16 protein-coding genes are annotated in these 14,921 nt (G+C 36.2%); 5 read left to right on the top strand and 11 right to left on the bottom strand.

The window, feature by feature from the left end:
- Positions 1-31 precede the first annotated feature (31 nt).
- The 3 genes from AB1280_RS20680 to AB1280_RS20670 form a co-directional block, all read right to left on the bottom strand.
- Positions 32-349, bottom strand: coding sequence for a YuiB family protein (locus tag AB1280_RS20680; RefSeq protein ID WP_272191431.1), 318 nt, complete (start codon positions 347-349; stop codon positions 32-34).
- A 15-nt stretch (positions 350-364) separates the two neighbouring features.
- On the bottom strand, positions 365-862 hold the full coding sequence (locus AB1280_RS20675; protein ID WP_429756844.1) for an NUDIX domain-containing protein: 498 nt from the start codon (positions 860-862) through the stop codon (positions 365-367).
- A gap of 166 nt (positions 863-1,028) precedes the next feature.
- A complete protein-coding gene (locus AB1280_RS20670) occupies positions 1,029-2,237 on the bottom strand; it encodes an NAD(P)/FAD-dependent oxidoreductase (RefSeq protein WP_429756843.1) in 1,209 nt (402 codons plus the stop codon).
- A 573-nt stretch (positions 2,238-2,810) separates the two neighbouring features.
- Here AB1280_RS20670 and AB1280_RS20665 point away from each other — a divergent pair.
- The 4 genes from AB1280_RS20665 (at position 2,811) to AB1280_RS20650 (ending at position 6,432) form a co-directional block, all read left to right on the top strand.
- Entirely contained in the window at positions 2,811-3,800 is a 990-nt protein-coding gene (locus tag AB1280_RS20665) for an NAD(P)/FAD-dependent oxidoreductase (protein WP_429756842.1), read from the top strand.
- Between the two features lie 207 nt (positions 3,801-4,007).
- The gene (locus AB1280_RS20660) at positions 4,008-4,484 is read left to right on the top strand and encodes a GyrI-like domain-containing protein (protein WP_429756841.1); all 477 of its coding nucleotides are present in this window, start codon (positions 4,008-4,010) and stop codon (positions 4,482-4,484) included.
- A gap of 206 nt (positions 4,485-4,690) precedes the next feature.
- Positions 4,691-5,008 (top strand): DUF4870 domain-containing protein, encoded by a 318-nt coding sequence (locus tag AB1280_RS20655; RefSeq protein ID WP_272189233.1) that lies wholly within the window; start codon positions 4,691-4,693, stop codon positions 5,006-5,008.
- Positions 5,009-5,181: 173 nt separating this feature from the next.
- The gene (locus AB1280_RS20650; RefSeq protein ID WP_272189220.1) at positions 5,182-6,432 is read left to right on the top strand and encodes an MFS transporter; all 1,251 of its coding nucleotides are present in this window, start codon (positions 5,182-5,184) and stop codon (positions 6,430-6,432) included.
- A gap of 16 nt (positions 6,433-6,448) precedes the next feature.
- Here the strand turns inward: AB1280_RS20650 and AB1280_RS20645 are convergent, their stop codons facing one another.
- The gene (locus AB1280_RS20645) at positions 6,449-7,339 is read right to left on the bottom strand and encodes a helix-turn-helix domain-containing protein (protein WP_429756840.1); all 891 of its coding nucleotides are present in this window, start codon (positions 7,337-7,339) and stop codon (positions 6,449-6,451) included.
- A gap of 97 nt (positions 7,340-7,436) precedes the next feature.
- On the opposite strand from AB1280_RS20645, the gene AB1280_RS20640 reads away from it, so the two are divergent.
- A complete protein-coding gene (locus AB1280_RS20640; RefSeq protein ID WP_429756839.1) occupies positions 7,437-7,889 on the top strand; it encodes a DUF523 domain-containing protein in 453 nt (150 codons plus the stop codon).
- Positions 7,890-8,683: 794 nt separating this feature from the next.
- Here the strand turns inward: AB1280_RS20640 and AB1280_RS20635 are convergent.
- The 7 genes from AB1280_RS20635 to AB1280_RS20605 form a co-directional block, all read right to left on the bottom strand.
- Complete coding sequence (locus AB1280_RS20635) at positions 8,684-8,836, bottom strand: FbpB family small basic protein (RefSeq protein ID WP_429756838.1); 153 nt, start codon at positions 8,834-8,836, stop codon at positions 8,684-8,686.
- A gap of 562 nt (positions 8,837-9,398) precedes the next feature.
- Positions 9,399-10,736 (bottom strand): amino acid permease, encoded by a 1,338-nt coding sequence (locus tag AB1280_RS20630; protein ID WP_429756837.1) that lies wholly within the window; start codon positions 10,734-10,736, stop codon positions 9,399-9,401.
- A 347-nt stretch (positions 10,737-11,083) separates the two neighbouring features.
- Positions 11,084-11,254 carry a hypothetical protein gene (locus AB1280_RS20625; RefSeq protein WP_429756836.1) on the bottom strand — a complete coding sequence of 57 codons (171 nt, stop codon included), beginning with the start codon at positions 11,252-11,254 and terminating at the stop codon, positions 11,084-11,086.
- An 86-nt stretch (positions 11,255-11,340) separates the two neighbouring features.
- Positions 11,341-12,594 (bottom strand): ATP-binding protein, encoded by a 1,254-nt coding sequence (locus AB1280_RS20620; RefSeq protein ID WP_429756835.1) that lies wholly within the window; start codon positions 12,592-12,594, stop codon positions 11,341-11,343.
- A gap of 453 nt (positions 12,595-13,047) precedes the next feature.
- On the bottom strand, positions 13,048-13,401 hold the full coding sequence (locus AB1280_RS20615; RefSeq protein WP_306198709.1) for a HesB/IscA family protein: 354 nt from the start codon (positions 13,399-13,401) through the stop codon (positions 13,048-13,050).
- Positions 13,402-13,442: 41 nt separating this feature from the next.
- Entirely contained in the window at positions 13,443-14,309 is an 867-nt protein-coding gene (dapF, locus tag AB1280_RS20610; protein WP_429756834.1) for a diaminopimelate epimerase, read from the bottom strand.
- 252 nt (positions 14,310-14,561) lie between these two features.
- Positions 14,562-14,801: a YuzB family protein gene (locus tag AB1280_RS20605; protein ID WP_098917996.1), complete on the bottom strand. Its 240-nt coding sequence runs from the start codon at positions 14,799-14,801 to the stop codon at positions 14,562-14,564.
- Between the last annotated feature and the right edge of the window lie 120 nt (positions 14,802-14,921).

Below are 14,921 nucleotides of genomic sequence, written 5' to 3'. Positions count from 1 at the left end.
TTCATGAAAAAAAGCTCCTCAGAAAGGAGCTTCAAAACATTTGATATCCACGTTGCCGTAATGATTTGATTACAATACCAGATAAAGCAGCACCAACTAAACCCGTTGATAAAATGATAATGTCAGCCTGTCCAAGATGAAGAAAACTTGTTCCTAATGAAGAAAATGCTTCTTTCGGCTTTACAAAATAATCTAAGAAATCAACTTTATCAATAATAAATACACAAATAAGTGGATATACAACAAGCATCACCCATGTTGCCCGTAAAATCATATTTAATAAAAAACCAATTCCAAAAAATAAAACTAAGAATAACATCATAGAAATTAACAAAATAGGTATGCTCATTATTTCCATCCCTTCTTATTTATTTTCTGTATCTCCAACAAAAACGTTATATACTGTATAACCAAACTGCTCTCCTGGATTCAACGTCCCATCCATTTGTAAAAGCGGAGTTGGCATCGCTTCTAATAAATACTTTATTAACACCGAAGCATCTTCATCATGTACGATATCCTCCGGAAATAAAAATGCTCCTTCAGATAATTCTCGCTCTTGAACGACAATGTCTTCTCCTTTTGGATGTAAAAGAAAAATAATCATATTATCACTAATTTCATCCTGTATTACACCTGACCGCACACTTACGATTCCTTTCACACTCGTAACAATTCCTGTCTCTTCTAACACTTCACGTTGCACGGCTTGATCAATCGTTTCGCCTTCATTGACAAAACCAGCAGGCAATGACCATTTTCCTTTTAATCCGCCATATTTTTTCTTAACGACAAGCCACCTTCCATCTAACGTTACGACAAGACCACTTACCGCTAACCACACCTTTCCACGTTTACTCATTACTAGAAACCCCTTCCGATCTAAAGAACAGAATATTCATTCTTTTCCCTCATTATACTACAAAGGTTTCAAAAGGTGAACGTGCCCCTCTTACAAACACCTGAATATTCAGTAAAATAAAAAAACAGAAATAGCTATGACAGCCATTTCTGTTTTAAATTACAAATTAAAATAGTTTTAATTTACCTTTTTTAAGAACTAGTAAAGGTCCGCCAAGCATGAATAAGTAACGATTGTCGATTACTTTCTTCATGAATGAAGCTTTCCAACCAGTTAATTTTTTGCCCATTACAACGCCCATTGCATCGTCATGGCCTAATGAACATACAGAACCTTTATTATCGAATACAAACTTCTGCATTTCGCCTTTACCACGAACAAGAACAGCTAAGTTATGTGCAATGTTGTAACCTTGTTGAATTGCGATTTGTGCTGTTGGTGGGTATGGACGGTTAATTTCTTCGTTAATAATTAACGCTGCATCACCAACCATGAATACTTCGTCATGACCTGGAGCGTGCATGTACTCGTCCACTTTTACACGGCCGCGCATTGCTTCAAAACCAGACTCTTCTACAATACCATTACCGCGTACACCTGCAGCCCAAACTACAGTTGCAGATTTCAATAATTCTACATCGTCGCCGTTTGCAACAATAATACCTTCTTCATTTGCTTCTTTAATCGCCGTACCAATGCGGAATTCTACACCTTTTTTCTCTAATTGTTTTACAGCATACTCAACTAGCTCTGGGTCGAAACCAGGAAGTGCTGTTGGAGCAGCTTCAACACAAATGATACGTGCTTTTTCGCGAGGAACATCATACTCTTTGCAAAGCTCAGGAATACGGTTTGCAAGCTCACCTACATACTCGATACCTGTAAATCCAGCACCGCCGACAACGATTGTAACTAACTCATCGCGTTTTTCTGAAGCATATAGAGAGAACATGTACTCCATATGATCACGAATTTGACGAGTTGCATTAATGTTAGCGATAGAGAATGCATGCTCTTTTAATCCTTTAATTCCAAACGTTTCAGACTCGAAACCAAGACCGATTACTAAGTAATCATACTCTAACTCACTATTTTTTAAGATAACGCGCTTTTCAGCTGCTTTAATTTCTACAACTGTGTCTTGTACGAAGTTTACTTTGTTTGTGTCGATTACATCTTTAATGTCTAAACGAACTTTATCGTGATGCAACGTACCAGCTGCACTTTCATGTAACCAAGTTGCTTGATAATGGTAGCTGTTATTATTTACCAATGTGATTTCAGCTTCACTTACAGATAATGTTTTTTGCAGACGAACAGTAGTAATCATTCCACCATAACCTGCGCCTAAAACTACGATTTTTGGCTTCTTCAAGCTAATCACACTCCTCTTCTTTATATAGATAGTTAAAAATAATAAAAATAGTGCTAAAACAAATTAAACGTTAAGAATGTACAGTTTTTCACATTCTTAACAAAACCAATAACAAGTTTGAAAAATGTTACGAAATTTGTCACAAAAAATTAATATTTTTACTTTCCTATATTAGTCGTTTTCTCTTTACTTTTCAAGCACTTGTAAAATTATCAATATTTTAAAATAACGTAGTCGTTTTAAGCTTTTCGACATTTCCTGAATCGCTAAGCGTATATAGCTTTTTAGCGATTTTTTTCACTTTCTGTTATGCCTTATATATATTTAAATTACGAAAAAATACACATAATTACCAAACATTACATCCTTTACTTATCGGCTAGTTTCTTCTATATAATAAATCTATATGAAGTGCATACACAATTCAGTCGTTTCTACGGTATTTTTTTATAAAATATGATATCATTTGTCTTGAGTGCGCTTGCACTCCGCTCATGGAAGTTTCGTATAACATACATACGAGTGTATATAGAAGAAGCACGAAAAATTTCCTAATTATAGGGGGAGTAAACAGTGACAGAAAATCAAAAGGTATACGACATCACTATTATTGGTGGAGGTCCAACTGGATTATTCACAGCTTTTTATGGCGGTATGAGACAAGCAAGCGTAAAAATTATCGAAAGCTTGCCACAACTCGGAGGTCAATTATCCGCATTATATCCTGAAAAGTACATATATGATATCGCAGGTTTTCCGAAAATTCGTGCACAAGAACTCATTAACAATCTAAAAGAACAAATGAGCAAGTTCGAACCAACCATTTGCTTAGAAGAAGCTGTACAAGCGATAGAAAAACAAGAAGATGACGTGTTCAAACTTGTAACAAATAAAGAAACACACTATTCTAAATCCGTTATCATTACAGCAGGAAACGGCGCATTCCAGCCACGTCGTTTAGAATTAGAAGGCACAGAAAAATTCGAAAAAACAAACTTACACTATTTCGTTGATGATATGAATAAATTTGCGGGCAAACGCGTTGTTGTCTTTGGCGGCGGAGATTCTGCAGTAGACTGGACAATGATGTTAGAGCCAATCGCAGAAGAAGTTACAATCGTTCACCGCCGTGATAAATTCCGCGCACATGAGCATAGCGTTGAAACGCTACTGAACTCGCGCGCACAAGTGAAAACACCATACGTTCCCGTTGAACTGATCGGTGATGAAAAAATTAAACAAGTTGTCCTTCAACATGTCAAAACAGAAGAGAAAGTTGTCATTGATGTTGATGATGTCATCGTCAACTATGGATTCGTCTCTTCTCTTGGTCCAATTAAAGACTGGGGATTAGATATCCAAAAGAACAGTATCGTTGTAAACTCCAAAATGGAAACAAATATCCCTGGCATTTACGCAGCTGGTGATATTTGCACATATGAAGGTAAAGTAAAACTAATTGCATGCGGATTTGGCGAAGCACCAACAGCAGTAAACAACGCAAAAGCGTACTTCGATCCAAATGCGAAGCTGCAACCAATGCATAGTTCTAGCATGTTTTAATAGAAAGAGGATGATTCCAAAGGCACTTATGTGTTCTTGCGAATCATCCTCTTTTTTACGTCTCCAGCAATATATCGGCGATTCGACACAATTTAAAGACTCTTCGACGATGTTCGATAGACAATCCCCTATCCTCCGACTGTATAATTATGGTACAATCAATAAGAACACTTGTTCTCGCAAAAAAAGAGAGAGGATGATACAATAATGCAACCTACGATTATAAAAAAAGAAGCTTTTCAAGCCATCGGGATTTCTATTACTACAAACAACGAACTGGAAATGTCCAGCGACGGAAAAATCCCTCACCTATGGAATCAATACTTCCAAAAACAAATCACCAACAAAATTCCAAACAAGGCTACACAAACAGAAACGCTTGCACTATATTCCAACTATGAATCCGATGAAACAGGTCGCTATACGTTTACAATTGGTGTTCCTGTTTCCACTATCATTGATACACCAGAAAACATGACATCATTCACGATTCCAGCTGCTACATACGCTGTATTTACAACCCGTAGAGGGCCACTATCTGAAATCATCGCTGAAGCATGGCAAGAGATTTGGACCTGGTCAAAAGAAAATAAACGTGCGTTCACAACGGACTTCGAACTGTATGATGAACGAGCTTTCGATCCAAATGATGCTCAAGTTGATATTTACATTGCACTTGCTTAATACACCAAAAAGACACAGCTGCCGCTGTGTCTTTTTTCATGTTTATTCGTTCCTTGTTATATCGTTATAAAAGCCTTACATTCCATATCGCCGAATCTTACAAAACTGTTATGTTTCTGTAAGATTCGGCGATAGCAAGCCTACAAGTTCTCCTGCATAATAAACGTATAAACAACAAGCGAAAACAACTTTATGAGGTGATATATATGAATGGAAATAAAATATTAGCTGCTCTTTCATACTTTAGTGTTCTCTTTGCACCTATCCTGTTCCCGGTAATTGTTTGGATTGTAGGCGATTATGAAACAAGAAGTCATGCTAAACGTGCTCTATGGACACATCTTATTCCGGGCATTTCTACCATTATAGGACTTGCAGTATTAGGCATTATGAGTTTTGGTTTTAATCAGCCAGGTGCAACACTTGGTATTGGCGCATTGATTACCGTATGCATTTGCGGCCTAATTAGCCTATACTACTTTATTTGGAATATAGTAAAAGGAATTAAAGTCCTTAAAGGATAAAAACACAGCCACCCAATATCTCTCCTAAGAGACGTTTGGTGGTTTTTCCTTTTTCAACATAAAAAATACGCTGGGCAAATTTCGCTTTTTTGAATACAATAAAAAAGTATCTGTATAGAAAGAGAAGAAACTGTTAACAAAGATAAAAAGACATATGACAGAAAGGGATTCATATGGAGGAATTACAAAAAAGTAAACCCGTCCTACAAGAAATGGAAATGCCTTTATTAAAAAATACAAACTTCCTATTTCTTTGGGCCGCCACTCTATTTTCAAGCTTTGCCTTAGCATTTTTTACGTTTTCCCAAACGTGGTACATAGCAAAAACATTAAATTTAGAAGCGTCACTCGGCGTTGTCTTTGTGGCTCTTAGTGTTCCGCGCCTTATCTTCATGATTATCGGTGGAGCTGTTGCAGACAAATTCCCGAAAAAGAATATCATGTTTTATTCTAATATTGTTCGGGCATTTCTTGTCACGATCATTCTCATTTGGTTTATTGTCGGTCACGTCACACTATACACATTTGCTTTATTTGCACTTTTCTTCGGATTAGCCGATGCCTTTTTCTGGTCTGCTGACGGTTCTATCTTACCTGAGCTCGTAGCGAAGCATCGTCTTACACAAGCAAATTCGCTTACACAAATGACGAACCAGGCATCAGTTATCCTCGGCCCTGTTCTTGGCGGGATACTGATTAAATTCAGTAATTATGAGACAATCTTTACTATAACCATTCTATTATTAATTGTCGCTGCCATACTGATTCAAAAGGTTCATTCAAATGTAGAACAAGAAGAAAAGCACAAAAATAAAGGCATGTTCACTTCTATTAAAGAAGGTATTCTTTATGTGAAAGAATCTTCGTTTTTATCAACATTCCTTATTTGCAGTGCCTTTTTGAACTTATTTTTAATCGGGCCAATGCAAGTCGGATTTCCACTGTTTGTTAAAAATGTACTGCACGGTGACTCTTTACAATTTAGTTATTTAGAAGCAGCGGTTGGCGGCGGGATGGCTATTGGCGCCGTTATCGTTGGACTACGAAACATTAGTCGCCGCCGCGGGTTATTTTGCATTATTATGATGCTATTGTCAGGTGTTTTCTTCCTGTCCATTAATTTCAGTACAACACTTTGGCAGGCGCTTCTTTCTGGCTGCTTTTACGGCATTACAATCGCTATGGCTATTGTGCCGTTAATGGCAATGATTCAATCGACTGTAAAAGAAGAAATGATGGGCCGCGTAATGAGCTTACTCATGTTATCATCAATGGGATTTATCCCGATTTCTTATGCAGTTACATCGCTTGCTTTAGCTGCTGGAATACCGATTGTTATAGTTATGAAAAGCGGTGCAATTGCGGTCATTGTCTTTGTACTCTTTATCGCAATCCGCGTTCCAACTGTACGGAAATTTGATTAACAGTAAGGGTTATGCTTCAAACGCATAACTCTTTTCTTTTTTTACATTCAAATGGATTATATAAAACAATCCCGCTGTTCCGCCTCGCCGCCGCCCCCCACTCTAATGCAACATCTAGAAATAACGCCTGTATCGTACTATACAAAAGCGCTCCAAAATCTTTGCGAATTTCACCGCACTTATACGCCCTGACCGCACTTTTTGTCCGCCGCATGATTTGTACTTGTATATCATCTTGAGTCATCAGTTGCTCCCATAACAGCCCTACCTCGTACAAACCACTCTTTTTGTAAGCAAGTTCCACTTTACTCCAAGCAAAATTAATTGTTTGTGGATTTTGCGACATTGGTGCAATTGCATTTACAAATTGCTGTGGTATGTCATGACGACAATACGTTGCATCCATGTTATACGTTTTTGTTTTCTGTTTTATCTTTAAATTGTTTTCATAAACACTAGTTTCCATCTCCTCATTCAAGCGTTCCTCCTTACAGTCTCCTGTACTTTCCCCATTTTCACATACGGTCATTTGCATGCGGTCAATCATGCGGTCAACTGCCTGTTTCCGAAATACATACAAATTAGCACTATATCCGCCTCGCTTATGTCTTTCTTTTGTGAACACACGCTTAATAATCCCAAGTCGTTCAAGCTTTGCGACAGAACGGCGCACAGTTCGTATATTTTTCTCTATTTTCACAGCGATCGTTTCCATTAGCGGACATGCAACGCCAACTGTTTTTTGTTTTTCATTCACCGCATATCTCCCTAACAAACGAATGACTAGAAAATCCGTTTTGTTAATCTCCTTTTGATACTGCGTTAAAATTCGCTGCTGATAGGTGTTAAATTCTTCTTTATTTTGAAACTCACTATGTTGTTTCATTAATGAATACAATTTACTCATGTTCATCGCCCCCTTTTATAAATAAGAGAAAAAACATAAAAGTGGCGGAAGATTTTGTTGTATGATGGAAATAAATTCTTCCAAATGAGGTGAAGACGTGATTGTCATTAGTGCTTGTTTAGCTGGAATTGCTTGTCGTTATGACGGAAACGATAATCTCGTTGCAAAGATTGAAGAACTACTAGAAAAAGAAGAAACAATTCTTATTTGTCCGGAAGTGTTAGGCGGATTACCAACGCCTCGTATGCCTGCTGAAATCATTGGAGGCAACGGAGATGATGTGTTAGATGGAAATGCGAAAGTTATAGATCGCAGCGGAAATGACGTGACGGACATCTTTATTGCAGGTGCCTACAAAGCGTTAGAGCAAATCAAAGATTTAAACCCTGAGTATATTATTTTAAAAGAACGCAGTCCGTCATGTGGAAGTTCTGTTATTTATACAGGGGAATTTAATGGGCAAAAACAAGATGGTTACGGCGTTACTACTGCATTATTTAGACGACATGGTTTTATAGTGATTTCAGAGGAAGCATTTATCAAAAAATAAGGAGAGGGTCTTGTATTCCTCTCCTTACTTGACTTCTCCATAATTCCTCACTTATTAACGTAGTACCTATTCATAATTCGAACTTTTAGAATCTATAATCTCGGAATTGATGACTAAATTTACGAAAGATTGTTAATATGAGATACTTCAGCGCCACACTTCTATCCGCCAAAAAATTTTCTATATAGAAACTAGAAGATACATAATGCTTGCTTATATCGGCATGTTCCATTCTATTATTCTATGCATATTATGTAATATCACACTCAACAAATGAGAGATTATGGTACAACAAGAAGCCGCACCAGAAAAATTGATTTCAGTATGGACTGACACTTTAAGTGGGAGTCAAGATATCTTTGCTAACATTAATGAACAAACTCGCATCCCTATTATCAGCTGCCCTGCCAACATTATTAATTGTCGCTTGTATCCCAATAGATGCTGCCAGTAATACAAATATATATTACTAGTAATATAACCGTTAGCAATGCAGAACTAGAAACGTCCGTAAAAAAAGTAAAAGAAGATAACTCCATACTATATAAATCCATTTTGTTTCCATTTATATAGATAGTTATCTTCTTTTCATTTTCAGATATGAATTTATATTAACTTTCCAACAAATAAGTTGCCTCTGTACAGTAAGTACAACATGCCCCGCACTTTCCTTCTTCTTTTGTTTGAAGCCTAGTACGCAACAAGAAACCGTTTCCATTTGAAACCAGACGCTTTTATCCCACCTAACAAGAAAGAGATTTTTCTGTCATTTTTTCAACTTATATATAGCTTTATTACGAGGCTGACTTTTTCATTTCATAACGCTGTTCAATGCGTTGTTCAATTTTTTCCATCTCTTGTTTATCATTTAGTATCTTTTGTTTATTTTCCTGTACCAATTCTTTAAATGATTTATTGAGAAATTTACAATGCTTTTTCACCTTCATCATTCCTCCTTATTTTCTATGAAACCAAGATTTAGAATGAAAAATACTCCGTAAAACTTTTCGTATTTTTTGTAAAAACATGTCTTTATTTGTCGAAAAGTTCTACTTAATTAGATGATACTATAACTTTCACTTTTTCAAAAGATAATTTTTTGAACATTTTGTGAAATTAATAAATTTTGACAAATTAACCCATTTAAATCCCCAACATATAAGTCGATACTATGCAGATGCAGCAAAAAAAGAGCGTCCATCTTTAGACCATTGCCAATTTCCTATGCCGAAAGCTATAAATCGCTTCTGAAGCAGATGTGAAGATTCGAGCTACTCTCTGGCGAATTTCTAGAAATGGAGGCAGACCACGCCACTAGTAACGACGTAAAATATGAGCAAAAGTGAACCAAGGGAAGCTGTATTTGAGTATTGATTTTACTCAAATACAGTAAGAAAAGCGCGCCTGATGCCAATTGGCATCAGGCGCGCTTTTCTAAAGTTGATGGCAATGGCTTCACACGGCCTTTTTACTCCTATAAAATGAATATTCCTTTTAAACTGAGAATCATTATTTCGATTCCTTTCTTCCAACAAAAATAGATAAACCAGATAAAAGGATAAGAATACTTATGCATACAATAGAGTTAATTATATTACCTGCGTTGAACAAGAAGAAAATAAAAATAATTGCCAAGGCCGCTGCCGCAAACAAGGTGCTGTACGGGAATAACCACACACGAAAATACGGCATTTTAGAATACTGTTTACGCAACTTGAATTGCGCAAGGCAGATGCTAGTCCAAATAAGCAAAACAGTAAATCCTGGGATAGACATCATATAACCAAAGACGTGCTCTGGTGTAAGGAACGCGATAAAAGACCCAATTAATAAACCAATGCAACTGACAAGAACTCCCCATATAGGAACACCGCGCTTAGTGAGACGAGAGAACAGAGAAGGCGCTTCGTTATTTTGTGCCAGAGAGTACAAAATGCGAGAAGTAGCATACATTCCTGAGTTGGCAGCTGACAGCACAGCGGTCAATAAAATGAAGTTCATAATATGTGCTACACCTTGTAATCCAGTTGCAGAGAAAACCTGTACAAAAGGACTACCTTGCTTTCCTACTTCGTCCCAAGGGATAAGTCCAGTAATGATTAGAATAGGTAATGTATAAAATAAAACCACTCGGAACATGACCCCTTTTATTACTTTCGGAAGTGTCTGTTCCACGTTTTTCGTTTCTGTTACAGTTAACCCGATTAATTCTGAGCCTCCGAAAGAAAAGACGACTATTAGGAGTGCTGTAAAAATACTTCCCCATCCTTTTGGAAAGAATCCCCCGTGACTTGTATAATTTGTAAAGTATGTTGCTTCATGATTTGGAACGAAGCCAAATAACAAGGCAAAACCAAGCAAAATAAATAAAACAAGGGTAATAATTTTGAAACTCGCAAGCCAAAACTCTATTTCACCGTAAAGTTTGACGCTAACCAAATTGATAAAAAGAAGAAGCGCAGTACAGGCTAAACTAAGTAACCATAAAGGAGCAGATGGAATCCAATATTGTAAAAAGCTCCCCCCTGCTAAAACCTCAACAATAATAACTAAAATCCAGTCGATCCAGTAGAGCCAACCAATGACAAAGGCGAAACGTGAACCAAAAGCTTTTTGAATCATCCCTTGAATGTTTAAACCAGGATAAGCAATAGCCATTTCCGCTATTGCACTCATAACAATGAGAAGAAGAAATCCTGCAAATAAATAAGAAAAAACAATGCCGGGTCCTGCAGCTGAAATTGTATCTGCACTTCCTTTGAAAATCCCTGTCCCAATCATCCCACCGATTGCCATAAGCCTAATATGGCGCGGTTGCAGTTCGCGTTTCAAGCTTTGTTGTGCCATGTTTACTCCCCCTTTAGTAATAAAATAGAAACACGGTTAATACCATTTTCTCGAAAGTGATTACGTAACATCACTAACTGATGCATAGCCCTCAAGTTGACTTAATATTTAAACTATACAATAATCTTTTTGATCTTGGCATATATTTTTGAAACGTATGCTGTGAGAATATGGCGGTGAACATCTTTTGAAACATCCTAAGTTAATAAAAAGACCCTTTTTATTAACTTAATGATTTTATAGGTATCGTGATGTTTTTAACTTTCAGCCCTTGATTTTTGCTTAAAATAGAATTTTTTGTACAAAACAAAAAAATAGTGGCGCTTTTTTCATCGCCACTATTTTTTCTATTTAGAAATGTTTTTGAGTATTTGAATGTTTTTATCTCTTTCCCCACCATCGGAAAGTTCCTCTGAAAATTCATGGTCTGCTTTCTTTCCTAATAGGAGTTCAGATGACCGAATTGTGCTGGATGGCAGATTATTATTCGGCGCTGCCTGTTCATTCCATTTTCCCATCAAAATCACCTCTTTTTTATTATTGAATTTTTGTCATGATTTTATTAAAAGTCTTTAATAAAAAAAGCGCTTGATTTCATCTTTAATCAGCAAGGTATAATGATAGAAAAGCACGTTCCTTTTCCTCGTGTACTCTCTATTTCTATATCTCCATTTAGCTCTTTAATAATGCTATACGCAATCATAGTGCCAAGCCCGGTTCCTTTTTCTTTTGTTGAATAAAATGGCGTGGCAATCCGCTTTATTTCTTGTTTGGACATTCCAACTCCTGAATCAATAATATCAATTACAAGATTACCCTTGATTTTTTGCGCATGAATTTGTAATACTCCGCCATCTTTCATAGCTTCAATTCCATTTTGTAAAATGTTAGTGAAGCACTGTTTTAATTTTTCAGGATTCGCATTTATATACAAATGCTCTGGAATATCTCTCTGTATTTCAACGTGATATGAAATTGCTAGCGGAGAAATCATATTTGTTATTTCTCGAAAAATACACCTTATATTTTGTGGTTTTTTTATTGTATTTTGTGGTTTTGTTAGAGATAAATAATTATTGATAATTAATTGTACGTTTTCTAATTCCATTAACATGATTTTCAAGTATTTATCTTGAGATGTTTTTGAAAGTTCATTTTCACGGAATAATTGAGCGAATCCATAGACAGTCGTCAGCGGGTTATGAACTTCATGTGCGATTGATGCCGCTAATTCACTAGCTGTATAAAATTTTTCAGCTCTTTGAATTTTTTCTTTCATTTTATATTTCTCGATCATTCCCTCTACTAAGTAAACAGATAATAACCCTGTGAAGACGTTGACCACTACATAATTAATCAAAAATCCAATAAAAACCGTTTCGATTTTACCGTATATTTCAATTTCATTCATTATCCCAAAGATAGAAAAAAAAACCGTACAAATCAAAAGAAATAATGTGTTGAACAATATTTTTTTTCTCCTAAAATAAATGGGGATAAAATAACGTAATATTGTCGTAACCGTTGTAATGATAGTATATATAATAACTGATGAAAAAAAGCCGTTTCCACCTAAGTAAAATCGATACGCAATATATACAATACTTATACAAATCATGCTTCTTGTGTTTCCGTACAGAAGCACTAAAAGAATAGGAATAAAACGCAAATCATAAATATATCCATCATGTAAATGAATTGGAAATGTCATGCAAAGAACAATTGCAATCGATGAAAGAAAAGAAATGAGTATATTGTTACATGCTCTTTTTTCTGTCTTATCTAACCAAAATACTTGATAACTAAGGATACAAATTATAATAATGAATGCATTTAATAGTAGTGTAGAAATTCCCATATTCTATGCCTCCCTAATTTTTTATAAGGGGGATAATACACGCTTCCTCGAAAAATCTTTTAATTTTATATTACGCTTTTTAAATTTACTAATTCGTTATGTTTTCCGGTTTTAGAAATAATAGATAGGTATAAGTGCTTTTTATTGTTTATATTCATTCGGTGTAACGACGTACAAGAAAGAGGAAACAGGAAAAAGCCATACAAAACATCATTTCTGAAAATTCTGTTAATTTAAAAAGAAGAACCATCTTCTATTATAGATAATTAATATTATATTAGCATGCAAATGAGCAAACAGCAATAAAAAACGTCAATTTTCTATCTTTTCCGACATTTTTCTATTGTATTACAAAATAAAAAACCTCTTAACGAATGAAATTTGTAATTCACCGTCAAGAAGGTTAGTATGATTAATCGTTATAGATGCACACTTCGCAAATGTTATCTAACGTTAACATTCCTCAGGCTTACCAGCATTCGTTGCCGTACGGAAAGATGATCCGCAGCCACATGATGCGATTGCATTTGGGTTGTCAATTGTAAATCCGCCGCCAAGCATCGATTGCTTATAATCGATTTTTACTCCTTTTACAATTGGAGCACTTTCTTTATCAATAACAAATTCAACACCGAAAAATTCAAGAACTGTGTCGTCTTCATTTGGTTCTCTTTCAAATCCTAAGCCATAAGAAAGACCACTACATCCACCGCCGTGTACAGCAAGGCGAACGTATCTTTCTCCTTCCTCGGCATCTTTTAACATATCTTTAATTTGATATGCCGCTTGTTCAGTTACAGTAATCATAGAATCCACCTCCCTTTCTTCTCTCGTCCTATTATACATCTTTACTCTTCAATCTTATAATAATATACACCATTGCAAGTGACTTCTGCTGGGCCATTCATGAGAACTGTTCCTTCTTCTGTCCATGTAATCATTAAATCCCCGCCGGCTAAATGAACCGTGATTTCTTGGCCTTGCTTCATCTTTCCATTTAAGATTGCAGTTACAACTGCAGCGCATGCTCCTGTGCCGCATGCTTGTGTAATGCCAGAACCGCGTTCCCATACACGAAAATGCATTTCACGATCATTCAGTACTTCAATAAATTCGACATTTACGCTTTCTGGAAACATCTCATGTGTTTCTAATACAGGTCCTAATGTTGTAAGCGGAGCTTCTTCAATATCCTCTACAAAAATAACAGCATGCGGATTCCCCATTGAGACAGCCGTAAATGTATAACGGTGGTTATTATAAAGGAAATCTTCACGAATAAATGGCGTTTCCCCTTCGCCTAGCATCGGTAAATCAACGCGTTTCAACCTAGGTGCCCCCATATCTATTGTAGCCGAAGTTACAATTCTACCTTCAACTTTTACTTCTGCTGTAACGATTCCCGCTAACGTTTCAATTGTGAAAACATTCTCTTCTACTAGTTTATGTTCATATGCGTACTTTGCAACGCAGCGCAGTCCATTCCCGCAGCTTTTTCCTTCTGAACCGTCTTTATTAAAAATACGCATTTTCACAGGAGCAATGTCAGAGGGACAAATTAAAATCATTCCATCGGAACCAATTCCAGTATTCACATCCGACACTTTTTCAGCAACTTGTGCAAGATGCTCTTCTGCAATTTGTTCCTCAAACATATTTACATAAATGTAGTTATTCCCAAGTCCATGCATTTTTGTGAAAGAAAATTGTGTCATCGTTATTTCACTCCAAAATTTTTGATTGTTATAAGTATAAAATGAGCGCTTTTTGAAAACAATAAGAATGTCCCCCGTTTCTCATATTCAACGACAATTTTGGCGTAACACTGTCGTACTTACACATATGGTGTAAGAAAAAAGCCCTTCACCAAAGGGCTTTCTTTTTTTGTATCTCCTAACTTGTTAGCCTGTTCTTTCGAAATAATTTTATGCGTTCAACTGAAAAAGACGCTGCCTCATTGCAACGCCCTAAAACATCGGATTTTCATCTAAATAATCATATACATTTTTCACAAGTTCATCCGGTGTTTCACCTTTTACAACTTCACCGTTTACAAGTGCATAAGGTCCTTCAAAACAAACGCCACAATACCCAAGACACCCATACTCAATCACATCTAAATTTGGATCTTTCTCTAATTGTTCACGTGCCTTTTGTGCACCATTTGCAAGGTTGCCAACACAAAATTCAATCAACGGTTTAATCAACCTTAATCCCTCCTGTATCTATTTCAAAGCTTGTCTTATAACAGTAAGCCTAAGATGTTTGTCTAAAATCGCTTTCACTTTCTTATTATTGTACAACAGAGTATGCATTCACGCATTGTT

The sequence above is a fragment of the Bacillus sp. S10(2024) genome (assembly GCF_050473865.1).
Lineage (GTDB): Bacteria > Bacillota > Bacilli > Bacillales > Bacillaceae_G > Bacillus_A.
Note: the sequence above shows the minus strand (reverse complement) of the source record. Positions and strands in the feature narration are given on the sequence as shown.